The sequence below is a fragment of the Thioflexithrix psekupsensis genome (genome assembly GCF_002149925.1).
Classification (GTDB): domain Bacteria; phylum Pseudomonadota; class Gammaproteobacteria; order Beggiatoales; family Beggiatoaceae; genus Thioflexithrix; species Thioflexithrix psekupsensis.
In genome coordinates, this window is the sequence record NZ_MSLT01000012.1 from 698981 (window position 1) to 723309 (window position 24329).

Sequence of the window (24329 nt, forward strand, 5' to 3'; positions counted from 1 at the left end):
TTTTTTACGTCAGCTAGAGCAAGTGAGATGGGGCATATTCAGCGGCTTGTAAGGTATTCTCTAATAAGCTGACAATAGTCATTGGCCCCACGCCGCCGGGAACTGGTGTAATCCAACTGGCTTTTTGTAAAGCGGAGGCAAATTGGACATCGCCGCATAATCCGCCATGTGTGGCGCGGTTCATGCCGACATCGATCACGATGGCATTGGGTTTGATCCAATCGCCTTGGATTAATTCAGCCACGCCCACCGCAGCAACTAAGACATCGGCAGCGCGTACTTTTTCAGCCAAGTGTTGGGTGCGGCTGTGACAGATGGTTACTGTACAACGCGCCGCCAACAATTCTAACGCCATCGGCCGCCCAACAATATTCGATTGTCCCACAATCACGGCATCCAATCCGTCCAATTCCACTTGGGTATGCGCCAATAAAGTCATAATGCCTTTGGGCGTGCAGGAACGCAAGAGTGGACGACGCTGCGCCAAGCGTCCTAAGTTGTAAGGATGAAATCCATCCACATCTTTTTCTGGGGCAATATGTTCGATCACCCGTTGCGTATCAATCGAGGCAGGCAAAGGCAACTGCACCAAAATCCCATGAACTCGCGGGTCTGCATTCAGTTGGTCTAATAAAGCCAATAATTCAGCGGTAGAGGTGTCCGCAGTCAGGTGATATGCAGTGGATTCAATGCCGACTTCTGCGCAAGCCGTACGTTTATTGCGCACATAGATTTGAGAAGCGGAATCGTCGCCCACCAATACAACCGCTAAACCCGGTACGGATTGCCCGGCCGCGACGCGAGCGGCAACGTGTTCACGTAAAGTTTGGCGTTGTTGTGCGGCAATGGTTTTACCATCGAGGAGCTTTGCAGTCATGGTCATTTGAATCATTCGTATTGTTTAGGGTATCGTAAAAATTTTTGTCTGAATCAGACAAAATTCACAAATTCGAGAGTCGAGAATAATGGCTCTTTTATGCTCAATTTTCACTCGGCACGTAATCGGGAAATTCGGCTAACACATCAGGCAAACGTTTTGAACGCAATAAATACAGCAAAATCACCGCATTTAGGTATAAAATGACAATAAGTAATCCGCTAAGATGTTTTAAGCCCAACAATAAAAATAAAGTTAATAAAAATAAATCCAATAACACCGCGAGTAATAATAACATTCGCGCATTTTTCCACACCGTGCGAATCCATGTGGCTTGTGTTGTAGGCGCGCGCTTAGTGGCGGCAATAACCACCAATAAAGCAGGAATAGACGGCAATAATAATAATAAATTCACATGTTGATGGGCGAATTGTCCAATATAAGGCATTAACGGTTCTATTGAGGTGCCGAGTTTTGGAACTTTGGACAGGATCGGCAGTAAAATTAAAATAACAAAATATTTTAACAAATAAATTGCACTTAATATAAATGCCAAAGGTATTTTTAACACATTATATTCGTTATAATCAGAAAAAGAATAACGTGATTCTGCCATTATTTTTACTGCCACCATTAATTTAAAAATAACTGATAAGCGGGATTATCTCGCTCTTCCCAATAGGCATAACCTAACGTGTCTAAAAATTGCTGAAATGCCAGCAAATCAGTTTCCGGAACCTGAATCCCAACCAAAACCCGACCATAAGCAGAGCCATGATTGCGGTAATGAAACAAGCTAATATTCCAATGATACCCGATGTTGGTCAAAAAATGCAGCAAGGCACCGGGACGCTCCGGAAATTCAAAACGATATAACCGCTCATTTTGCACGTGTTGCCCGTGGCCGCCGACCATGTGACGGATGTGCAGTTTAGCCATTTCATTATTACTTAAATCGACCACAGGATAACTTTTTTCAATCAGTTTCGCCATTAACGCTTCTTTTTCGCTTGCGCCTTGCGTTAAACGAATGCCCGCAAACACTTGCGCTAAACTGGAGTCAGAATAGCGGTAATTAAATTCGGTAATCTGCCGTTGTCCTAAAGTATGACAAAACTCACGAAAACTACCGGGACGTTCGGGAATGGTCACGGCAAATAAGGCTTCGCGTTGTTCACCGATTTCTGCGCGTTCGGTGACGTAACCGAGGCGATCAAAATTCATGTTAGCACCGCTGTTGATCGTGACGAAGTGGCGGTTTTCACAGCGGGTTTGTTGAATGTAACGCTTTAATCCCGCTAAAGCCAAGGCCCCAGAAGGTTCTGCAATACTGCGGGTAGCATCAAAAGTGTCTTTGATTGCCGCACAAATTTCGTCCGTTGTCACCGTGATCACGTCATCGACATAATGTTGTGCAATTTCAAAGGGTAAAACGCCCACTTGTTTGACCGCAGTGCCGTCCGCAAAAATGCCCACTTGATCTAAAATAACCCGTTCTTTTTGCTGCAACGCCGCGTATAAACAGGCCGAATCATCGGCTTCGACTCCGATAATTTTTACTTCTGGCCGCACATATTTGACATACGCCGCGATGCCCGCAATCAATCCCCCGCCGCCAACAGGAATAAAAATCGCGTCTAGCTCTCCCGTATGCTGTTGCAAAATTTCCATGCCAATCGTTCCCTGACCAGCAATCACATCCTCATCGTCGTAAGGCGGAATGTAAGTCAATCCTTCGGCTTGCATGAGATGTTGGGCATGTTGGCTGGCATCGTCAAACGCAGAACCATGTAAAACAACTTCAGCCCCAAATCCCCGCACCGCACTTACTTTAATGTCAGGCGTTGTTTTTGGCATGACAATCACGGCGCGAATTCCCAGACGCGCTGCCGATAAAGCTACGCCTTGGGCATGATTTCCTGCCGAAGCGGCAATGACACCTCGCGCCCGCACTTCGGCGGATAAATGCGCGATGCGATTGTACGCGCCACGAATTTTAAAAGAAAAAACAGGTTGTAAATCTTCTCGTTTTAACCAAATGTGATTATTCAAACGTTGCGATAAAGCAATCGCTTTATCTAGGGGAGTTTTTCTCGCCACGTCATAAACTCTGGCTTGCAAGATTTTTTTTACATAAGCATTCAGCATGATGGGATAATCGTTTGGGTCTGAGATGGGTTAAAGTAGAGATATTTTTTTAACAAGCTCTTTTGCACCATAGTCATCAAGCAAAAGTAGGGGGAAGGCATTTATACCAAAATTAAGCCATTCATAAAATTTTTCTGTCAGAATCAGAATTTACAGAATTTTAGGATTTTCAGAATGAAAGAATAAAAAACCGACTGAAAATAAAAATATATCGTAATTGCCAGTGGTGGTTAAATCAAAAACAAATTTGTCTTTAAAATTTTTAAAATCAGTCACTTCAAATCTTGTCAGCATAGGAATGGTCTCATTGAAAATAGACAGCGTTTTCTAGCATAGCAGTCTATCGGCAAAATGTTAAGACACATCACCAAAAAACCAGCGTGAAATATTGCCGTTGCTGCGCCGTAGCCAATTGAATAGGTTAAAATTGGGCTTAATCTCATTCCCAAGTGCCAACACGGCAAAAGAACTCACTTTTTTCAATCTCCATGCGCATCCGCTCTCGTGACGATACTTCTAATCCAAACAAAAAATTGCTACAGTAAGCACTTCCAGAATGAACCCCTTAAAAAAAACTGATTCTTTGTTAAAACGGAGTATTTTCAACCATGTTAAATAAACCTGATGTGATTTTGCAATTAACTCGCGGAGGTTGCATAAGCGATACATCATGCGACATTTATATGGCTGGATTAATGGCGCAAAAATACGTGCTGATACACATTATTGCGTAAAACTTGATGCCGAACATCATTCAAGATATTAAGCATCTTGACAAAAAAATTCCTTATCTTATAATAAAATTGTTAATTTATCATTACTAATGACGACTTATTAAATTAAGCAAAGTAGCGAAAAAACATGAAATGCAAAATAGAAATAATAGATGAAAATTCTATTTATTTAGAATCAGTTATAGAATTGGGCGATAGCAATAGTGGCAGATTAGGTCATTTTCCAAGAGGGGCATTTCATCAGTGTGCTAAAAATAAGCAAATTCTTGTTGCTGTTAGTGAAGATGCTAATCTTTTAGGCTATCTACTTTATAATTCTAATCGCAGAGGGGTGGTTTACATCGTACATCTTTGTATTGACTCTAAATACCGTGGCAAAGGTGTTGCTGAATGTTTATTCACTGAATTAAAAAAGATAACTGACAATGGATTTTATGATGGTATTCGTGTTCATTGTCGTCGTGATTATGGAATAAATAACTTTTGGGAAAAATTAGGCTTTTCTCCAAGATATAACAAACCAGGTCGCAGTAAAAAAGGTACTATTTTAACGGTTTGGTGGTACAGCTACGAAACACCATCTCTTTTTAGCTCCGGCGATCCTGATAAGTTAAGCACAAAACAAAGAGTTGTGATTGATGCCAATGTGTTTTTTGATTTACAAAATGAAATAACCAAAAATAATTTTGAATCTCACGAATTACTCGCTGATTGGTTACAGGAGAGTATTGAAATTTGCCTGACTAGTGAAATTTATAATGAAATAAATAGAAAAGAAGATGATGGTGCGCGCAAAAAAGCGGAAGAAGCAGTTAGTAGATACACGCTAATTGAAGAAAAAAATCAGGACATAGCAGATGAACTGAGAAACTTCTATACTAACCCTGATCTGTCAGATAATGATAACTCCGATCTAAAACATTTAGAGCATACAATAGCAAGTGGTATTTATTTCTTCCTAACCAGAGATGAAGCCTTACAAAGTAAAAAAGATAAAATAGAGCAGCGTTTTGGCGTTAAAATATTATCTCCTGCTCATTTTATAACCTATCTAAATGAATTGCTTAGTGAGAGAGAATATCAGCCCATTCGTTTAGAAGGAAAAGCAATTTCTTTTGAAAATGTGACTGATAAATATGTTACCCAACTCTCGCAAATTTTTTTAGCACCTCAAGATGAGAAAAAATCAGACTTTAATGAAATTATCAAACCGCTTTTAGTTGACGTATATCATTCAGAGGTTAAAATACTAAAAAATCATGATAATGAATTGCTTGGATTAATTGTTTTTTGTTCAATACAACAAGAGTTAGAAATACCTATTTTAAGAATTAAAAGAAACTTAGATTTTTCTCCAACCATTGCTCAGTTTTTGGTTGGTCAAATATTGCAATATGCAACTGATAAGAAAAAGAATGTTATCAAAATATCAGATAAACATATCGTGGAAGATTTTTCGTCTGCTTTTAAAAAATACGGATTTATTCCTATTGTTCCGGAGTGGTACAAAATTAATATTTATCATGTTGGAAATGTTGTTTCTTTACAGCCTCATTTAGATAAAATAAAAACCTATTCCCCTAATTTATCAATATTTATTGAGGAACAATTGGAAAAGTTTTTAAATTATCATAAAAGTCCAAAAAATTATCTTTTACCCGTTGAATATGCTCTGTATCCTGCCAAAATTACAGATATAGAGATACCTACTTTTATTGTTCCCATAGAACCAGTATGGGCAATGAGTTTATTTGATTATCGATTGCAAGATTTAATTGGTGCTAAATTAAACACTTTGTTTAGCACTGAAAATGTTTATTACCGCTCTAGTCGCCAAAAGATTATTACTGCCCCCAGTAGAGTATTATGGTATGTTATAAAAAGTGATGGAAAATTTCAAGGAACACAATCTATTAGAGCTTGTTCTTACATAGAAAAAATACATATAGATGTGCCAAAAAATTTGTTTAGAAAATTTAAGCATTTAGGTATATATAAATGGCAAGATGTGTTTGGGGTAGCTAAAAATAATAAGCAGCAGATGATCATGGCATTTGAATTTACTAAAACAGAATTATTTTCCAATCCTTTATCTGTTAATATGTTGAAAGAAATATGGTTAGAGGATTTAAAAAAATCATTTAATCCAAGTGTTCAACAACCTATTTCTATCCCTAACGATATTTTTTATAAACTCTATCAAATTGGTCAAATGAATTCGGATAAAAACAAATGAGAAATGTATTATTGTTATCCATAAAGCCACAATATGCAAGAAAAATATTTGATGGCACAAAAACAGTTGAATTAAGACGAATTAAACCAAAACATTTAAATGATGGGGATTTAATATGGGTTTATGAATCTGCGCCTGTAAAGGCTCTTGTTGGGACTTTTGAAGTTGAAAAAGTGATAGAGGAATCAGTTGGGCAATTATGGAAAAAAGTACAAAAGAAATCAGCTCTCTCTAAACAAGAATATAACAGCTATTTTCAAGGTACATCCATAGGTGTTGCTATATTTATTAGCCGATTTTGGGAATTAACTGACCCGATCCCACTAGAATCTTTAAGACAAGAATCTTACTCATTTACTCCTCCCCAAAGTTTTCGTTATGTGACAGGTTTGGAGTTAAATTTTGTAAACCAGCTTCGGTACTATCAGAAAGAGCTAAATATACCAAATTAAGCTACTCATAAAATTTTTTGTCTGAGTCAAAATTGACAAAATTAATTCCCCCCTGAAAATTCTGCCCCCCATTAATCCCGATTCAGACAAAAACCGCAAAAATGACCCTATCCTCCCCCCCAAAAAACGGTTTTACCCTCTTAGAAGTGTTAGTGGCTTTGGCTGTGGTGGCGATTGCCTTGGCGGCGGTGATTAAAGCCTTAGGGCAGCAAGTGGAAAATCAACGTTATTTACAAGATCGCACGCTGGGACAATGGGTTGCGCACAATGTTTTGACTGAATTGCAAGTGAAAAATGAATGGGTCGCCGTAGGCGAAAAAGAAGGAAATACAGATATGGCACAGCGATCCTGGTTTTGGCGGATCGAAGTCAGTAACACTATCGATCCGCGTTTACGTCGGGTTGTCGTTTCTGTTTACCAAGAACCCGAACACCGCCATGTTATTGCGTCATTGGTGGGATTTTTAGGGGAAAATACGCAAAAGTAAACCACGCCCATTACCCCCCCGCCACAGGCGGCCATACGGCTAATGTATCACCTGACTTTAACAGCGGCTGATCCCGCTGCTCAGGCAACAAATAAACCCCATTCAGTAACACCAAATGCGCCATTGCCAACGGCACATGATAAGCCGATAACACTTGATGCGGTGTATTATCTTGGGCGATGTCGATTTCTACGCGATTATATTGCGCATTCGCAGGCAAATAACCGCTTAAATTAGCGTATAACTTTAGCGTAATTTTCATAAACACCCCACATTAAGCGGGTATTCCCGTCAAACTCGCAGGCTGAGTACAAGCGATATACGCCTCCATTAAGCGCGTTGGATCAGTTTTTAAGCGTTCTTTCCAATGACCCAATGGCACGCGATTTTGAATTAATCCGCGTAAAACACCCACATGTTGCGTCATACCCAGCGTCGTCGCGCCCACGAGAATATCGCCGTCGAACTCTAAATTAATATAGCGAAAATGATCGGGATCATGAAATTCAGACGCATCTCCCCCTCTCACGCCCATCCATAAACCAAACGAAGTCGAAATTAAACCTAAAGTGTCTAACACATTCATGTTAAAACTACCGCGGTAATAAGTGGCTTCACCTGTCATATTTAACGCGGCCACTCGTCCGTGTTCGCTGGCGGTGGGTTGAATCGCGTGAACATCCAAGTTCCATGTCGAAAAATCGCGCCCTTCAGCCACATCACCTGCGGCATAAATACCGTGAACATTGGTTTGTAAATGGTGATCCACCAAAATTCCGCGATTCATTTGTATGCCGCTGCCTTGTAAAAAATCAATATTCGGTTTTACACCCGCCGCAGAAATCACCATGTCCACCGCTAATTTTTCCCCATTGTCCAAATGCACTAACAACGGTTCTGTTATCTCTTTTGGCGTTTCACGCGGTGCGACAGGCGCGGGCGCAGGTGCAGTAGGCGTAGAACCCCCGCCGAATAAACGCGCCAAAAAGCCTTTAGGTTCATGCGTTTCAGGCACGGGCGGCACTTGGGCAGGAGCCGTTTCAGGCTCTGAAGACATCACCGCATCACGAGTACTTTCAATTTTCACCACGCGAGTTGATGTATGAACGGCCACACCTTTATTTTCGCACCACTGTTTGATCATATTACCTGCGGTCTTGTTCATCATACGCGGCACCATCCGATCACCCATTTCGACTACAGTCAAATTCACACCGCGTAAAGCCAAAGCCTCCAACACAATACAACCAATAAATCCCGCACCCAATAACAATATTTTCGCACCCGGCCGTAATTGTGCGGCAATTTTGCGTCCGTCTTCCAAGGTCCAACAATTATAGACATTCGGCAAATCAATCCCCGGCACCGGTGGTTTTAACGGACTCGATCCCGTCGCAATCAATAAAGTATCAAAATCGCGCCGCGTGCCATTGGTTAATTTGACAATGCGTTGTCTGGTATCGACTTTTTCCACTTTCCCTTGTAACAATTCAATGCGTTCATGCTGGAAATGGTGTGGTGTTTTACGTAAATGCGTGCCTTCCTCGCCAATTTTTTGAATTAAATAATACGGAATCGCCATCCGAGAATAAGGCAATTCGGGTTCATCACTGATTATTGTTATACTACAAAAAGGGTCTTGACGACGCAAAGTTTCTGCGGCGATCACGCCTGCGGGGCCTGCGCCAATAATAATGTGTTGCATGGGGATGTCCTTGATGGATATTGATATTTCTACCGTTTTTCGTATTGCAGAAGAAACGGTAGAAATTCAAAAATACAGATTAAAACGAAACGACCCTTAACCCAAACTTAAACGTTGACGGGTTTCAGAAGTCGGTACCCCTTCGGCATTCCAACCGCGTAATTGGTAATATTCAGGCAACATCTTGTCTAATTCATTGACTCTGCCTTGTGCGGGGCCAGTATTGGCGGGTTCTTTCAACAAACGCGGAGGCAAGGTGTCATCTTTCGCGCTTAAACCCGCGGCCAGATTAAATTCCCGCTCCATATTCCAAACGCGCTCGCCCATGGTCACCAATTTTTCCATTGACCAATCGCCCTCACATGCGGCTGCGATTTGTGGTTGAATGTCTTCTAACGACCACGCAAACGTTGTGAATACGCAAATTCCCGCAGAATCCACCACCGCCGTGGCATCTTGAAACGCTTTAACCAATCCTGCTTTGCCTTCGGTGTGCAACGGATCGGTTTTAACGGGAATTCCCATGACTTCAGAAGCAATTGTATAACCACGTAAATGACACGCGCCACGATTACTGGTAGCATACGCCAAACCAATTCCTTGAATACCCCGCGCATCGTAAGCAGGAAATTCCTGCCCTTTTACGGTCATGGATAATTCGGGACGGCCGTATTTTTCACACAAACGTTTCGATCCCAGACCAATATCTTTACCGAAACCTTCGCCTTTTGCGGTCAATTCGGCCAGAGTTGTCAGGGCTTCCGCAGAGCCGAATTTTAATTCTAAACCGCCCGTTTGCTCTGTCGTCAACACGCCTTCTTGGTACAATTCCATGGCGGCTGCGACGGTTGCACCAAAAGAAATTGGATCCATGCCATCTTCATTACATAAGAAATTGGCATAAGTGAGCGCGTCCAAATCATCTACGCCCGTGTCAGAACCCAAAGCCCAAGCGGCTTCGTATTCGAGTCCACCTGATGCGCCCCAATATTGGGGTTTGTTGACAATCGTGTAATGCTCTTTATCGATTGTAGAAATACGACCGCAGGCAATTGTACAACTAAAACACGCGGCATTGGTGACTAAATTGGGTTTATTATCACTGGCGCGGGGTTCGTGCATCGCTTCGCCAGAGATTTTATGCGCGCCTTCAAAATGGACTTCGCGCCAATTACGGGTTGGCATTGCGCCCACTTCGTTGATCACGTTCATTAACACTTGTGTGCCGTATTGCGGCAAACCTTGCCCCGTGACGGCATTGTTATGTAACACTTCTTTACCTTTACGCACGGCTTCCATAAAGGCTTTAGGGTCTTTAATATTGGCGACTCCTTTTGTGCCACGAACGACAACGGCTTTTAAATTCTTGGAAGCCATCACCGTTCCCACACCAGAACGTCCTGCGGCACGATGTAAGTCATTGATAACGCCCGCAAATAAACAACCTTGTTCCGCCGAACGTCCCACCGTAGCAATACGGATTAATGGGTCTTGGTGTTTTTGGCGAATGAGTTTATCGGCTTCCCACGCAGATTGTCCCCAGATAAAACTGGCATCGCGTAATTCAGGTTTATCATTTTCTAAAAATAAATACACGGGTTTGGGGGATTTACCTTCAAAAATAATCATGTCCCAGCCGGCCATTTTGATTTCTGCCCCGATAAAGCCGCCTGAATTAGAACAAGCAATCGTGCCAGTCAGGGGACTTTTGGTCACCACAGAATAACGGCCACCCGTAGATGCAGGCGTACCTGTCAAGGGGCCTGTGGTCATGATCAATTTATTTTCTGGGGATAAGGCGTTGATTTTCGGATCGATTTCTGAGATCAAATATTTACTGGCCAAGCCGCGTTGTCCGAGATACAAGGTTGCCCATTCCATATTCAGAGGTTCAGGTTTACACGTGCCTTCGGTCAAATTGACGCGCAGTACTTTTCTTGTCCATGCCATAATACAGTTACTCCTAAAAACGAGGGATTTAAAGTGAAAAATGATGATTAAGCGGCGTGTGACGTGCCAGTTTTTGCAGCCCAAGCGCGCATTTTATCGAGGCCGGTCCAATTGGCATCGACATAAGTAATGGCTTGCGTGGGGCAGGCTTCGGCACATTTCGGATCGCCGCCGCATAAATCACATTTCACCACTTTACCGGTTTCTTGGCTGTAATTAACGGTGCCAAATGGGCAAGCAATCGTGCAAACTTTACAGCCCACACATAAAGAAGTTAATACTTCTTTTGCGCCCGTTCCTCGATTGACGCGAATGGCTTCCACTGGGCAAGCGTGCAAACACCAGGCTTCAGCGCATTGCGTGCAGGTGTAAGGCACAAAGCGGCCTTCATGTTCAAAATTAAACACTTTAATCCGCGATTTAGACGGGTTAAAAACGCCTTCATTTTCGTAAGAACAAGCCATTTCACATTGTAAACAGCCTGTGCATTTAGCGGGATTAATATGTAAAGACTTTTGCATTAAGTTTCTCCTCACCATAAATCGCCATAAAGAAATATGGTGTTTGGTGTTGTTATTGTTGACAGGGTTAAGTCAGACGTTTTTGCGTCCACGATCCCTTATTGTGGCGTTGCTATGCAGCAAGAACTAGGCCGATACTAAATATATTCTAATACAATGATATTAAAAGAAATTTAATGATAAACCATAAAGTAGATTTGATTCAAGACCAGAAAAGCTGTGCTTCATTTTTGGGACAATATGTTGCAGGTGTCACGGGAAAAGATTAACAGTGAGCGAAAACGAAACGGATCATTTTATAGCCATACAAAATGGCCGCTTGAATTTAATCCAATCAATAAAATACAGCCGTGACAAAACAAACAGAGGCAATGGAAACACATAAATGTAATTCTTCATTTTAAGGCCTATTTTAAATTTATATTACTGATGATTTTTGCTACCATTAACAGGCACATTAGCCAAAATACCCTCACTTGGAGAAAAAATCATGTTTAAAAATTTAAAATTAAAAAATAAGTTACTATTTTCTTTCTTTCTTATTACTACCCTTTCAACCGCTGCGACCACTTTATTTTCTATTTATTATTTCTCGCATAAGATTCATGAAGAAGCCACGTACAATATGCGCAAATATATTCGTGTGGCCGATTTGGTTTATAAAAATAAAATTATGGAATCTCGCAATGGTGTTTCTATCATGGCGGCGGATGGTGGATTGCAGATTTTAGTGAATTTCACCATACGCAATAAGATTAATGAATATTTAGAAAAATCTTTACAAAATACCCGCGATTATCACCAAGTGGTGGTGGTTAATACGCAAAATGAAATACTAGCCCAAGCCAATACCAGTGCTTTTAGCGAATTAGAACAACTCAGCTATCAAGACAATGAGCTAATTAAACAAGCTCTATTAAGAAAACAGCCCGTGGCGGCTACTGAAAAAATAATGTTGGCACAAATACCTTTATTATCTATTTCGGCCGCCGCGCCCATTCCTAAAAGCAGCAATGTGGTTAAACAAAACTCAAATCCCAGTTCATCAGAACCTGAATTTACAGGCGTGGTTTTAGTGCGTTATTTGCTTAATAGCAGCGATGTGGTTTTAAATAATATTAAAGAATTATTAGATGTCACTGCGGCTATTTATCATGAAAATGTCATTATTGACGCCAAAATTGCTAATGAACACACTCAACCTGTTATTCCTGCTGAATTATATCAATACTTAATGACAGGAAAACAAAAAGAAGCCGAAAAAATAGACATTCGCTCTCAAGGACAATTAGCCGAATATAAAGTATTAACTGATATTTTACAGCAACCCATTGGCGTTTTAGGCATCAATATCTCAGCACAACCTTATGTCGATACCACCCAACATGCGGCGCAAACTTTAGTTTTCATTATGGTGTTGTGCATTTTAATGGCTTCATTATTAGGCTACTTATTGGCGCGCAGTATTTTAATTCCCATTTACCAATTATTAACAGGCGTTAAACGGGTCACTTCGGGAGATTTATCGTACGAGATTATGATTAATTTAAAAGATGAATTAGGTACATTAGCCCATTCTTTTAATAGCATGTCTCACCAACTTAATGATTTATTTAATACTTTAGAACAACGCATTGCCGATGCCACGCGCCAATTGCAAAATACTCTCGCCCACATGACGGCAATTATTGACAATATGGCGGATGGTTTATTAGTGACGGATACCAAAGGGCGAGTAATTCGTTATAACCCTGCATTATCAGCAATGTTTCCCGAACAAAAAAATTTGCAAGGGCAGCCTTTTGCTGCGTTATTAAACACAGAAATTGCCGACATTACCAGCCGTTCTCAAGAAGAAATAAACGCCACCCATTCGGTGGAATTAGCCTTAACACAACAGCGTTTTGCTAAAGCCGTGGCCACGGCCATTATTCAAAAAGATGCCTTTGATGAAAATCATCAACATCATTATATTGGCTCGCGTTATATAGGCACCGTTATTTTAATTCGAGATATTACCCGCGAAAAAGAAATTGACCAAATGTTAAAAAACACTGTAGATACGTTGACTCGAGTTGGCACGGCATTGTCTGCGGAAAATGATTTAACTCGGCTATTAGAATTGTGTGTTTCTGAGGCGCGTCGTTTAATGAATGCGGATGCGGGCAATTTATATATTTTAGAACAGAATGTTTTAAAATTTAAAATTATTCAAAATCGCACCATGAATTTATTTTTAAATGATAATTCACCCGAATTGGCGAATTTAGAAACAATTGAGTTAGACAGTGATTTTTTTGTGGCAAAGTGTGCTAAAGAAAAGCGCATTTTAGTGGTGAATGAACAAGAAATAAGTCAACAGAGAGAACATATTAATTTATTTGTAGGTTATCCGCTACAACAAATGTTAGTTGTTCCTTTACTCGACCGCTTGCAAAACATTGTGGGCGTGTTGGAATTGATCAATCCATCAGACCCGAAAACAGGCAAATATGTTTTAACCGATAGTAACCAAATTGAAATTATTAATTCTCTCGCTTCACAAACTGCTGTAGCCATTGATAATGCGCGTAATTATCAGCGGATTGAGCATAAAAATATTGCTTTTAAACGCTTCGTGCCAACTGAATTTTTATCCCGCTTAGGACATCAAGAAATTGAACAAGTGCAGTTGGGTAATGCGTCTCAAGAAAAAATGTCTGTTTTATTTGCTGACATTCGTTCTTTTACCGATATTTCTGAGCATTTGACCGCAGAAGAAACCTTTCATTTTCTCAATGAATATTTGCATTGTATTGGCCCTAATATTTCTGTTAATGGCGGCTTTATTGACAAATATATTGGTGATGCCATTATGGCATTATTCCCTGGTCACAGTGTGAATATGGGATATGATGCGGTGGCGGCAGCGGTGGGCATGATGCGGCAATTAACTGTCTTAAATAATAAACGATTAAGCCAACAATTGCCGCCAATTCATATTGGGATTGGCATTCATACGGGCGCATTAACTTTGGGCATTATTGGTTTTGAAACGCGCTTAGAAAGTACGGTGATTGGAGATACCGTTAATCTGGCTTCTCGCTTAGAAAGCCTAACAAAAAAATATGGCATTAACATCGCTATTACCGCTAACACATTGTCTTATTTAAGTGCGGAACATACTTTTTTAATTCGAGAAATGGATACGGTGCGCGTTAAAGGTAAAGAAGATGCCATTACTTTTTATGAAGTCTTTGATGCTGATGAATCTATTATGCGGAATTATAAACAAGCAACATTGTCTGATTATCAATGTGCATTAAAATCTTATAAAGAAAAAGACTGGGCGCAAGCCTTAACTCAATTTGAACGTATCGCTCAATATGCACCAGAGACAGATCATATTGTGCAGATTTATTGCACTCGCTGCCGAGAATTTTTAACTAATCCTCCAGATGAAAATTGGGATGGAATTACGCGATTAATGGATAAATAAAGGTTTATTTATGAAGTTACATTTAGAAGATATTTTAGGTTATCGCATTCAATCTTATCAACAAGGGCAAATTAAAATTAATGATACGATGTATCGAGATCATTTAATTGTCATGCCCCATCAGTTATTAGCTTGGACAATTGCCGATCCATTGGCGATTTCTATGGCAGAAATGGAGGTCATTTTAGCCCATCGGCCGGAATTAATTGTGTTAGGTACGGGGGCTTTGCAACGTTTTCCGCATCGCAGTGTCATGGAAGCGGTTTTACAAATGGGCATTGGCTTAGAAGTGATGGCAACGCAAGCCGCTTGTTATACTTATAACATTGTTGCCGCTGAAGGGCGACAGGTCGCGGCTGCGTTGCTGTTAGAACCACATTAAAAAAATGTGAGAAAACAAGCGATTACCAACGCTCGCCTTCATTAAGAATAGTAATTTCTACCCGTCGATTTTTTTGGCGGCCGGTTTCTGTCGCATTACTTTCGATGGGGCGGGCTTTACCGTAGCCATGAGTAATAATACGTTGCGGTGATACGCCACGTTGTACCAACGCCATACGCACCGATTCGGCACGTTGTTCAGACAAACCTTGGTTGTACGCATCGCCGCCGCGATCATCGGTATGACCTTCGATCAGGACGTTACGATTTTGATTCTGATTTAAAAAATCAGCGATTTTATTGAGATTATGCGTGGCACTGGGTAAAAGTTCAGCTTTTGCCGTTTCAAATAACACATCTCCCAAAGTCAGCACTAAACCTTTTTCGGTTTGTCGTCCTTGTAACTCCTTGATTTGTTCTTGCAATTCACGGTTTTGCGCCAGTAAACGTTCGGCTTGTTTTTGGGCTTCTTCGGCTTGTAAACGAGCGCGTTCGGCTTGTTCTTGTGCCAATTGGGCTTCTCTGGCTTTTTGGTCGATTTGCTGGGCTTTTTGGCTTAATTCCCGCTCGCGTGACATCAATACCACTTCACCTTGTTGTTTTGACAAGGTATCTCGTTCCAATTCGGCAGCGCGGCGCGTACCGACCGCTTGGGCAATTTCGGCTTGACGCTGTGCCAAATAGGCTAAATGTTGCATTTGCACGGAATTATCGGCACTTTCGGCTTGTTTTAACGCTTTCTCCGCGTCATATAAGGCCGTTTGGGCGTAAGTAGAGACATTCGGATCATTTTTTGCGGTCGAAAAAGTGCTGCGGGCATCTTTTAAAATGCTGTCTTTTTCGGGTACACCGCTGCATCCCCACAAAAGCCCGCTTAACGTCGTAACACCAATAGCGAGTTTGGTGTAATGGGCTGCCCTGCTCATTTTCATAATACAATTCTCCTCAGCGTTGCGTTCAACGAGTTCAACTGGAATTAGCGATTGATTTCGCGGCGTAATGTTTCAATACTGCGACGCAAGTCTTCGGTGGCTTGACGCGCACGGATAGATTGCACTTTTGCCTCAGCCAAGCGGGCATCCATGAGGGCTTGATCGGCAAGATGTTCTGCTGTTTCGTAGTCTTCATTGGCAACAGCGGCTTTGGCTTGTGCCAATTTGTCTTCGGCGCGGCGCAATTCGATCAGTTCACGCGCTTCAGTATCACGTGCGGTATTGATAAACGATTCAGCGGTGGTCAATTTTTCTGTTGGTGGCTGTTTATTGCTGCCACATCCAGACAGCAGGGTGACTGCGCATAATGCCGACACTGTCAGTCCAGCATAGCGAGCAAATCTAGTTTTGGTCATGAGTCCAGTCCTCTTAACAATTAAAAGGGATAAAACGCCTGAGATAGTCCCATTGCATTTTTTTTCAAGTTTTGCTGAGAAAATTCAGCAAATTTTATGTCGAAGATTATTTTACCGTATCATTTTGTGCTTAAATTCAGCCGAGCATTAGAACGTTCGACAAGCCTAATAGGCTTTTAAAACCTATTAGGTTTGCTTATCTGCGCTTAATTCGTGGTCATGCGCAAATTATCAGGAATGGTTAAACCTTGCTCTTGATAATACTTTAAAGCACCGGGATGTAACGGCATTGGCAAGGCGTTTAAGGCATATTCCAACGCAATTGCACTGGCTGATTTATGAATGGTTTGCAAAAAAGATAAATTCTCATAAATCATCTTCACAATCTGATACACCGCTTCCTCACTCACATCATCCCGAACCACCAATAAATTGCCTTGAGCAATACTGTTTATCACATCCGTTTGCTTAGGATAACTATCCGCCGGAATGGAATAACGTAACCATAATGGATATTGTTGATTAATGGTGGCTAACTGCTCATCGGTGATGTTTAGAATCGCCAAATTTTCTCCCACTGTCGCAAAAGCCCGTGATACCGCATTAACTGGCACACCACCGGGAGTGTACATCCCTGAGATAATACCGTTTTGTAACGCATCGGAAGCAGGGCCGTAACCCAATGGATTCAACGTAAAAACCGTCTCCGGCACAATCCCCAAAGCCGACAAAATATAACGCCCAGAACCCTCTGACCCCGAACCCGGTAAACCTAAACTGAAATTTATCGCCGATAATTCTTGTAAATCAGCCAACGTTCCCGATTTCACAAATTGTTTGTGCAAAACAAAATGTTCTACATTATGCCATAAGGTGGTGACGGCACGCAATTGTTTATACGCCCCTTGCGCGCTCAATTCTCCCGTGCCATTCCATGCCCACGCACCATATAAACTTTGCAATATGGCAAATTGTGCCTGATCGTTTCTCAGAAAATCAATATTTTGCGCAGAACCCGCCGAGCTAATCGCCGATAAAGAAATACCCGTTTTGGGTTCTAACTTGACTTTACTCACGGTCGCAATCGCCACACCCATAGGGTAAAACGTGCCACCTGTAGTAGCTGTTGCCAATACATAGCTGCGGTTTGTATTTTCTTCGGTGGGGGGGGCTTGAGTTTCTTGGGTTTCTTGTGCGACAACTAGACTGGATATAAAACAAACCAACGCACTGACCCACAGTCTGCGCCAGAAAAACTTTGTGGTCATAATATACTCCGTAGATGGTGTAGGGTGGAACGAATGAGTTTAACTGTCTGGTGTTAAAATTGTGTTAGCGGCCACGGGTAAAGTATTGGGATAATCCAATGTATAATGGAGTCCGCGACTCTCGCGGCGTAATAATGCCGAACGAATAATTAAATCAGCCACTTGCACTAAATTACGCAACTCAATCAAATCATTACTGACACGGAAATGGCTGTAATATTCAAAAATCTCACTTTCTAACAATTCAATACGACGTTTAGCACGTTGTAGACGTTTTTTCGTGCGCACAATGCCCACATAATCCCACATAAATCGCCGCAATTCATCCCAATTGTGCGACACCACCACTTCCTCATCCGAATCCGTCACCCGACTTTCATCCCACGCCGGTAGCAACGGCACCCGAATATCTGATTGCGCTTTGCGTAAAATATCCTCACTGGCTGAATGTGCAAACACCAAACATTCTAACAATGAATTACTTGCCATGCGATTCGCGCCGTGTAATCCAGTATGAGCGACCTCACCGATGGCGTACAAATTTTCTACGTCGGTGCGTCCCGACAAATCGGTCATCACACCGCCGCAGGTGTAATGCGCCGCAGGAACAATCGGCAACGGTTGATGCGTCATGTCATAACCAAATTCTAAGCAACGATGATAAATATTAGGAAAATGATTAATAATAAAATCAGCAGGTTGATGACTAATGTCTAAAAATAAACAATCACTGCCTAAGCGTTTCATTTCATGGTCAATGGCGCGAGCCACAATATCTCGCGGTGCCAATTCAGCCCGTGGATCGAATTGCGACATAAACGGTGTGCCGTCGGGTAACAGTAAACGCCCTCCTTCACCGCGTACGGCTTCACTGATTAGAAATGATTTGGCTTGCGGATGATATAAACAGGTGGGATGAAATTGGATAAATTCCATATTTGCCACGCGACAACCCGCTCTCCATGCCATTGCAATGCCATCTCCCGTGGCCACATCGGGATTGCTGGTATACAAATACACTTTGCCCGCGCCCCCCGTCGCAAGAATCACAAAACGAGCGCGAACCACATCCACTTTAGCCGTTTCTCTATTATACAAATACGCGCCCAAACAACGACGACCCGCCAAACCCAATTTATGTGTGGTAATCAAATCGACCACCAAATGCCGTTCTAAAATTTGGATATTAGAATGATTTTTAGCCCGATCTGCCAACGTCGTTGCCACAGCGCGCCCCGTGGCATCTTCGACATGAATCACCCGACGATGACTGTGGCCGCCTTCGCGGGTTAAATGATACGTCACTTGGCCATTGTCTCGGTTGACTTCTTGCGTAAAAGGAACGCCTTGCGAAATCAGCCAATCAATACGCGCTGGCCCCTGAGAAACCGTAAATTCCACCACCCGCGGGTCGCATAAACCCGCGCCCGCATCTAAAGTGTCTTGTACATGCGCCGCCACAGAGTCATCTTCTCCCATGACAACCGAAATACCACCCTGCGCATATTGGGTGCTGCCCGAATCAATCAAATCTTTAGAAAGAACCACGACCCGCAGCGAATCAGCCAGCATCAGTGCTAAACTAAGCCCCGCCGCACCGCTACCAATAACCAGCGCGTCACATTCGAGTTGTTCTTGATTCATGGTGAGTTCCTTTTTTTATGAATAATGAATAATTATTTTTTTGAGAATTATAAAGATAAAGGGGGGGTGATTCATAGAGCGATTGTTGTGTCTGAATCAGAAATGAGCGACTTGTTTAATGTACAGAATTAATACCTACTTATCATGTGTTTTTACAAATAATAGTTTTTGTCAATGCTTTTTCAGACAAAAAATTTTATGAAGCGGTTAATTTTGCTATAATTCACCATTCCCCATTAGATAACACGTCGCGTTTGGAGTGCTTAATCATGATTGAAGAATATGGCGTTGTGGTTGAAGTCAGTGACACTTATGCGTGGATCAAAACTCAACGACAAAGCAGTTGCGGTCATTGTTCATCCAGCAGCGGCTGTGGCACTGCTACTTTAGCGCAAGTGCTAGGACAAAAGTATAATGAAATACGCGTTATGAATCACTTACAGGTGCAAGTCGGTGATCACGTGGTGATCGGCTTGGAAGAACAAGCCTTAGTGCGTAGCTCTTTATTACTGTACCTATTGCCCTTATTAACGCTGTTCACCGCCGCAGTCGCGGTGGAAAGTCTGGCCAGCATAGGGCTATTTGCGGCCGATGAACGCTACAGCCTGCTGGGTGGTTTACTTGGATTTGTGGGGGGACTGTTGGGCGTGCGCTGGTGGTCGCAACGCTTGGCGGATGACAGCCGTTATCAACCGGTGTTGTTGAAAACATTACCATAAAGTGTGCCGTAACGTCCCTCTTTCTCTGTATTTTTTCTGATGATTTAGGAATTGAAAATTGATTAAATTAAGCAAAAAGGATTCGTCCATGACGACAGTCGCAAAGAAGATAACCCGCAATGGGCTGATGATCGGTGTGTTGAGTGTGTGGTGTGTACTGATTTTTTGGAATACATCATTGCACGCCACTAATTTGCCTGACTTCACCCCACTGGTCGAACAATACGGCCCCGCCGTGGTAAATATCAGCACCAGCAGTCGCAAAACAGAAGAAAATTCTGAACACGGCGGCGGAGGGCGTAGCCTTCCTGAACTTCCAGAAGACAGCCCTTTTAACGAATTTTTCCGCCGTTTTTTTGATGAACAACCCGAAGGCGGTTTTATGGAAGAGCTTCCTTCTACTTCTTTGGGGTCTGGTTTTATCATTTCTGCGGATGGTTATGTGGTGACGAATAATCACGTGATAGAAGAATCAGGCGAGATTATTGTGCGATTGAATGATCGTCGGGAATTTGTTGCACAATTAATTGGTGCGGATAAACGCAGTGATTTGGCTTTATTAAAAGTGGAAGCCACGGATTTGCCCACAGTTAAATTAGGCAGTTCTAGTGCGTTAAAAGTGGGTGAATGGGTATTGGCGATTGGTTCGCCGTTTGGTTTTGAATATTCAGTGACTGCGGGTATTGTCAGTGCGAAAGGGCGCAGTTTACCCAAAGACACTTATGTGCCATTTATTCAAACCGATGTGGCCATTAACCCCGGCAATTCAGGTGGGCCTTTGTTTAACATGGCCGGCGAAGTGGTTGGAGTTAATTCCCAAATTTATAGCCGTACCGGTGGCTTTATGGGTTTATCTTTTGCCATTCCCGTTGATATGATGATACATATCGTAGAACAGTTAAAGGCGAATGGTAAAGTGACTCGTGGCTGGTTGGGCGTGTTAATTCAAGATGTGACACGAGAATTAGCCGAGTCTTTTGCGATGGATAAACCACAAGGGGCTTTGGTCGCGCAAGTATTGCCAAATAGTCCAGCCGAAGCGGCGGGCTTTCAAGTCGGCGATATTATTTTAAAATTCAATGGTAAAACAATTGAACGTTCAGCGGAATTACCGCCATTGGTTGGTATGTCTGAACTGGATAAACCTGCGGTCGCTGAGGTGTTGCGTGGCAGTGAGGTGTTAAACATTGACGTGATCGTGTCTGAACTGCCCCCAGAAGAAGAAGTTCGTTCTGCGGCACGCGGTCAAGGCTCCAGCACCACCAGCAATCGCATGGGTGTCTCTGTCATGGCATTGACCCCCGAACAGCGCAAAGAATTAAATATCGCTGAAGATGGTGTGTTAGTGCAGAAAGTGGAACGCGGCCCCGCTCAAGAGGCTGGGATTCGTGACAATGATGTCATTGTGATGTTGGATGGCAAACGGGTCAAAGATGTGAAACACTTCAGTGAATTGGTGTCTGGCTTAGAAGCCGGCCGCACTGTTCCTGTGTTGATCAATCGTCGCGGTAATCCTTCATTTTTGGCCTTAAAAATCCCAAAATGAGCCGTGAGATCATGGCATTTACGCTGTATTCGCGTGAAGGTTGTCATTTGTGTGAAGACATGATGCGAGAACTTTCCGCGTTACAGCGTGATCAGGCGTTTACCGTGCATATCGTCGATATTGACACTGATCCCGATTTGCAAGCGCGTTATGATCGCAAAGTGCCTGTGTTGGCGCATGGAGACGTGGAATTGACTTATTATTTTCTTGATGAAGCGTTGTTTTTGGATTACTTGAAACGTTGAGCTTATTTTCTTACCTCGTCTGAATCCCAATTTTCCTATGGCGATTCAGACTTTATTATGTGTTTCTCTAGGAGTTGATGAATGCGACGAATTGTAATTTTAGGGGCGGGATTTGCGGGCTTAACAGCCATTCGTCAATTGCGCAAAGCAGGCTGTCGGGATTCGATTACTTTGGTATCACCGCAACCGATATTGCATTTTTATCCCAGTCTCATTTGGGTGCCGGCGGGATTGCGCAGTGAAGCGGATTTAAATATTCCGTTGGATAATTTTTTGGCGCGTCATCAGGTGCATTTTCATCAGGGACACGTCACAGGCTTGTCTCCCGATCAACAGCGGGTTCATACCGATAAGGGCGATCTGAGTTACGATCAATTATTGATTGCGACGGGAGGGCGTTTTATTAAAAAATTGCCCGGTATTGAACATGTTTACACGCCCTGCGAAGGCTACGCACCCACCAAAGCCTACAGTGATCGTTTAGCAGAATTACAAAGTGGGACATTGGCTTTTGGTTTTGCGTCCAATCCGAATGAACAATCAGCAATGCGTGGGGGGCCGATTTTTGAGTTTTTATTTGGCATCGATACGCTACTGCGACAACAGGGACGACGCGACCGTTTTAAAATGGTGTTTTTCAATCCAGCGGCTGAACCCGGTAAGCGTTTGGGAGAAAAGGCGGTTAAACACCTGTTAGCGGAAATGGGCAAGCGCGGAATCGAAACCCATTTGGGACACAAAATGAAAGGATTTTCTGCCAACAGTGTGATGACGGAAGGCGGGAATATTTCTAGCGATCTCACCTTATTTATGCCGGGCATGACGGGGCCGGTTTGGGCAGAAAAGAGTGGTTTGCCGTTATCGCCGGGGGGATTTTTTAAGGCGACAGAACAGTGTCAAGTAGAAGGTTTTGCGAGTATTTTTGTAGCGGGTGATGCGGGGAGTTATCCGGGACCTGATTGGTTGCCGAAACAAGCCCATATTGCCGATTTACAAGCCGAAACCGCCGTAAAAAATATGTTAGCCACACAACGCGGTCAAGCGGCTGATGCGGTATTTAAAACGGAACTGATTTGTATTGTCGATACCTTAAACAGTGGCATGTTGGTGTATCGAGACACGCAACGGGCGCGTTTATTACCGAAATTACCGATTTTTCACTGGTTAAAGCGGGCATTTGAATGGAGTTATTTGCGGACTTATCGTTAAAAATGAGGAGTCTACAAAATGACTCCCACTCCCATCACATAAACCACCGCAATGTCATCAAATTGCGCTATCATAATCAGTTTCATCATGAATTGGCAGCGCATATTGTATTTTACTTGCTCTAGTAATATAACTAGGCTGCTTCTTTCTCCACTGTTTCAATAGCGAAGAAAACATCTATGACCGATACCTTGTTGTTCACGTCCGAATCTGTTTCAGAAGGACATCCTGATAAAGTCGCTGATCAAATTTCCGATGCGGTTTTGGATGCCATCTTAACCCATGATAAGCAAGCCCGCGTGGCCTGTGAAACCCTGATTAAAACAGGCATGGTTTTGGTGGCCGGCGAAATCACCACCCACGCCAATGTTGACATCGAAGCCCTTGTGCGCCAAACGGTGAAAAATATTGGTTATAACAGTTCCGTAATCGGTTTTGACGCGGACTCTTGTGCGGTGCTGTCGGCTATTGGTAAACAATCGGCGGACATCGCTATGGGTGTCGATCATGCCGATGATCACGAACAAGGGGCAGGCGATCAAGGTTTAATGTTCGGTTATGCCACCAATGAAACCGATGTATTAATGCCCGCGCCTATCACTTACGCCCATCGTTTGGTGAGACGACAAGCCCATGTGCGGAAAAACGGTATTCTTAGTTGGTTACGTCCCGATGCCAAAAGTCAAGTGACCTTCCGCTATCAAGACGGTAAACCCGTGGGCATTGATGCAGTGGTATTATCCACGCAACATGATCCCGACATCAGCAACAAGGCGTTGCATGAAGCGGTCATGGATGAAATTATTAAACCTGTGTTACCTGCGGAATGGTTGGATAAAGATACCCGTTATTACATTAACCCCACCGGCCGTTTTGTGATTGGTGGCCCCGTGGGCGATTGCGGCTTGACCGGGCGTAAAATTATTGTTGATACCTATGGCGGCATGGCGCGGCATGGGGGCGGTGCATTTTCGGGCAAAGACCCGTCAAAAGTGGATCGTTCAGCCGCGTACGCAGCGCGTTATGTGGCGAAAAATATTGTGGCCGCCGGTTTAGCCGAACGCTGCGAAATTCAAGTGTCTTATGCCATTGGCGTGGCTGAACCCACCTCAATTCGGGTAGAAACCTTCGGCACGGGCAAAATCGAAGAAAAACGTTTAACTGATTTGGTACGAGAACATTTTGACTTGCGTCCACGCGGGTTAATTGCCATGTTAGACTTGTTACATCCGATTTATCAACCGACGGCAGCTTATGGGCATTTTGGCCGTGATGACTTAGATTTAACGTGGGAACGTACCGATAAAGCGGATATGTTACGCGAAGCGGCCGCCGTTTAATTTTTTTAGTATTTTTTATCTTGTTTGAGGATTAGAGACT

General features: G+C 42.8%; 22 protein-coding genes. 11 read left to right on the top strand and 11 right to left on the bottom strand.

Going from position 1 to position 24329, the window contains the following annotated elements; all coding sequences use genetic code 11:
- Positions 1-13: 13 nt before the first annotated feature.
- The 3 genes from folD to ilvA form a co-directional block, all read right to left on the bottom strand.
- A complete protein-coding gene (folD, locus tag TPSD3_RS08170) occupies positions 14-877 on the bottom strand; it encodes a bifunctional methylenetetrahydrofolate dehydrogenase/methenyltetrahydrofolate cyclohydrolase FolD (protein ID WP_086488428.1) in 864 nt (287 codons plus the stop codon).
- A 103-nt stretch (positions 878-980) separates the two neighbouring features.
- Positions 981-1493 carry a DUF2919 family protein gene (locus TPSD3_RS08175; RefSeq protein WP_176329790.1) on the bottom strand — a complete coding sequence of 171 codons (513 nt, stop codon included), beginning with the start codon at positions 1491-1493 and terminating at the stop codon, positions 981-983.
- A gap of 17 nt (positions 1494-1510) precedes the next feature.
- Complete coding sequence (ilvA, locus tag TPSD3_RS08180) at positions 1511-3025, bottom strand: threonine ammonia-lyase, biosynthetic (protein WP_086488067.1); 1515 nt, start codon at positions 3023-3025, stop codon at positions 1511-1513.
- A gap of 608 nt (positions 3026-3633) precedes the next feature.
- Here ilvA and TPSD3_RS18125 point away from each other — a divergent pair.
- The 4 genes from TPSD3_RS18125 (at position 3634) to gspI (ending at position 6935) form a co-directional block, all read left to right on the top strand.
- Positions 3634-3759, top strand: a complete 126-nt coding sequence (locus tag TPSD3_RS18125; protein ID WP_280938411.1) for a hypothetical protein — start codon at positions 3634-3636, stop codon at positions 3757-3759.
- A 127-nt stretch (positions 3760-3886) separates the two neighbouring features.
- Complete coding sequence (locus TPSD3_RS08185) at positions 3887-5995, top strand: GNAT family N-acetyltransferase (RefSeq protein WP_086488068.1); 2109 nt, start codon at positions 3887-3889, stop codon at positions 5993-5995.
- Entirely contained in the window at positions 5992-6447 is a 456-nt protein-coding gene (locus TPSD3_RS08190; protein WP_086488069.1) for an ASCH domain-containing protein, read from the top strand. Before TPSD3_RS08185 ends, TPSD3_RS08190 begins: the two co-directional genes overlap by 4 nt.
- 101 nt (positions 6448-6548) lie before the next feature.
- Positions 6549-6935 carry a type II secretion system minor pseudopilin GspI gene (gene gspI / locus TPSD3_RS08195; protein ID WP_086488070.1) on the top strand — a complete coding sequence of 129 codons (387 nt, stop codon included), beginning with the start codon at positions 6549-6551 and terminating at the stop codon, positions 6933-6935.
- Positions 6936-6945: 10 nt separating this feature from the next.
- Here the strand turns inward: gspI and TPSD3_RS08200 are convergent, their stop codons facing one another.
- The 4 genes from TPSD3_RS08200 to TPSD3_RS08215 all read right to left on the bottom strand — a co-directional run bounded on the left by TPSD3_RS08200 (position 6946) and on the right by TPSD3_RS08215 (position 11111).
- The gene (locus tag TPSD3_RS08200; protein ID WP_086488071.1) at positions 6946-7197 is read right to left on the bottom strand and encodes a MoaD/ThiS family protein; all 252 of its coding nucleotides are present in this window, start codon (positions 7195-7197) and stop codon (positions 6946-6948) included.
- A gap of 12 nt (positions 7198-7209) precedes the next feature.
- The gene (locus TPSD3_RS08205; RefSeq protein WP_086488072.1) at positions 7210-8640 is read right to left on the bottom strand and encodes an NAD(P)/FAD-dependent oxidoreductase; all 1431 of its coding nucleotides are present in this window, start codon (positions 8638-8640) and stop codon (positions 7210-7212) included.
- Between the two features lie 96 nt (positions 8641-8736).
- A complete protein-coding gene (locus TPSD3_RS08210) occupies positions 8737-10590 on the bottom strand; it encodes an aldehyde ferredoxin oxidoreductase family protein (protein WP_086488073.1) in 1854 nt (617 codons plus the stop codon).
- A gap of 47 nt (positions 10591-10637) precedes the next feature.
- The gene (locus tag TPSD3_RS08215; RefSeq protein WP_086488074.1) at positions 10638-11111 is read right to left on the bottom strand and encodes a 4Fe-4S dicluster domain-containing protein; all 474 of its coding nucleotides are present in this window, start codon (positions 11109-11111) and stop codon (positions 10638-10640) included.
- A gap of 490 nt (positions 11112-11601) precedes the next feature.
- Between TPSD3_RS08215 and TPSD3_RS08220 the strand changes: the two genes are divergently transcribed.
- Positions 11602-14589 (top strand): adenylate/guanylate cyclase domain-containing protein, encoded by a 2988-nt coding sequence (locus TPSD3_RS08220; protein ID WP_086488075.1) that lies wholly within the window; start codon positions 11602-11604, stop codon positions 14587-14589.
- Between the two features lie 10 nt (positions 14590-14599).
- Positions 14600-14971, top strand: a complete 372-nt coding sequence (locus tag TPSD3_RS08225) for an Mth938-like domain-containing protein (protein WP_086488076.1) — start codon at positions 14600-14602, stop codon at positions 14969-14971.
- A 22-nt stretch (positions 14972-14993) separates the two neighbouring features.
- Here TPSD3_RS08225 and TPSD3_RS08230 read toward each other — a convergent pair whose 3' ends face one another.
- From TPSD3_RS08230 to nadB, 4 genes are all read right to left on the bottom strand, one after another.
- Complete coding sequence (locus TPSD3_RS08230; protein ID WP_086488077.1) at positions 14994-15902, bottom strand: OmpA family protein; 909 nt, start codon at positions 15900-15902, stop codon at positions 14994-14996.
- A gap of 44 nt (positions 15903-15946) precedes the next feature.
- Positions 15947-16318, bottom strand: coding sequence for a DUF4398 domain-containing protein (locus TPSD3_RS08235; RefSeq protein WP_086488078.1), 372 nt, complete (start codon positions 16316-16318; stop codon positions 15947-15949).
- Between the two features lie 206 nt (positions 16319-16524).
- A complete protein-coding gene (locus tag TPSD3_RS08240) occupies positions 16525-17586 on the bottom strand; it encodes a TAXI family TRAP transporter solute-binding subunit (RefSeq protein WP_086488079.1) in 1062 nt (353 codons plus the stop codon).
- 39 nt (positions 17587-17625) lie between these two features.
- Positions 17626-19230 carry an L-aspartate oxidase gene (gene nadB / locus TPSD3_RS08245; protein WP_086488080.1) on the bottom strand — a complete coding sequence of 535 codons (1605 nt, stop codon included), beginning with the start codon at positions 19228-19230 and terminating at the stop codon, positions 17626-17628.
- Positions 19231-19499: 269 nt separating this feature from the next.
- Here nadB and TPSD3_RS08250 point away from each other — a divergent pair, with 269 nt between their 5' ends.
- From TPSD3_RS08250 to metK, 5 genes are all read left to right on the top strand, one after another.
- Positions 19500-19949: a SoxR reducing system RseC family protein gene (locus TPSD3_RS08250; RefSeq protein WP_086488081.1), complete on the top strand. Its 450-nt coding sequence runs from the start codon at positions 19500-19502 to the stop codon at positions 19947-19949.
- Positions 19950-20037: 88 nt separating this feature from the next.
- Positions 20038-21495: a DegQ family serine endoprotease gene (locus tag TPSD3_RS08255; RefSeq protein WP_086488082.1), complete on the top strand. Its 1458-nt coding sequence runs from the start codon at positions 20038-20040 to the stop codon at positions 21493-21495.
- An 11-nt stretch (positions 21496-21506) separates the two neighbouring features.
- Positions 21507-21740 carry a glutaredoxin family protein gene (locus TPSD3_RS08260; protein WP_245391546.1) on the top strand — a complete coding sequence of 78 codons (234 nt, stop codon included), beginning with the start codon at positions 21507-21509 and terminating at the stop codon, positions 21738-21740.
- Between the two features lie 81 nt (positions 21741-21821).
- Positions 21822-22949: an NAD(P)/FAD-dependent oxidoreductase gene (locus tag TPSD3_RS08265; protein ID WP_086488084.1), complete on the top strand. Its 1128-nt coding sequence runs from the start codon at positions 21822-21824 to the stop codon at positions 22947-22949.
- Positions 22950-23128: 179 nt separating this feature from the next.
- Positions 23129-24289, top strand: coding sequence for a methionine adenosyltransferase (gene metK, locus TPSD3_RS08270; RefSeq protein WP_086488085.1), 1161 nt, complete (start codon positions 23129-23131; stop codon positions 24287-24289).
- Positions 24290-24329: the final 40 nt, after the last annotated feature.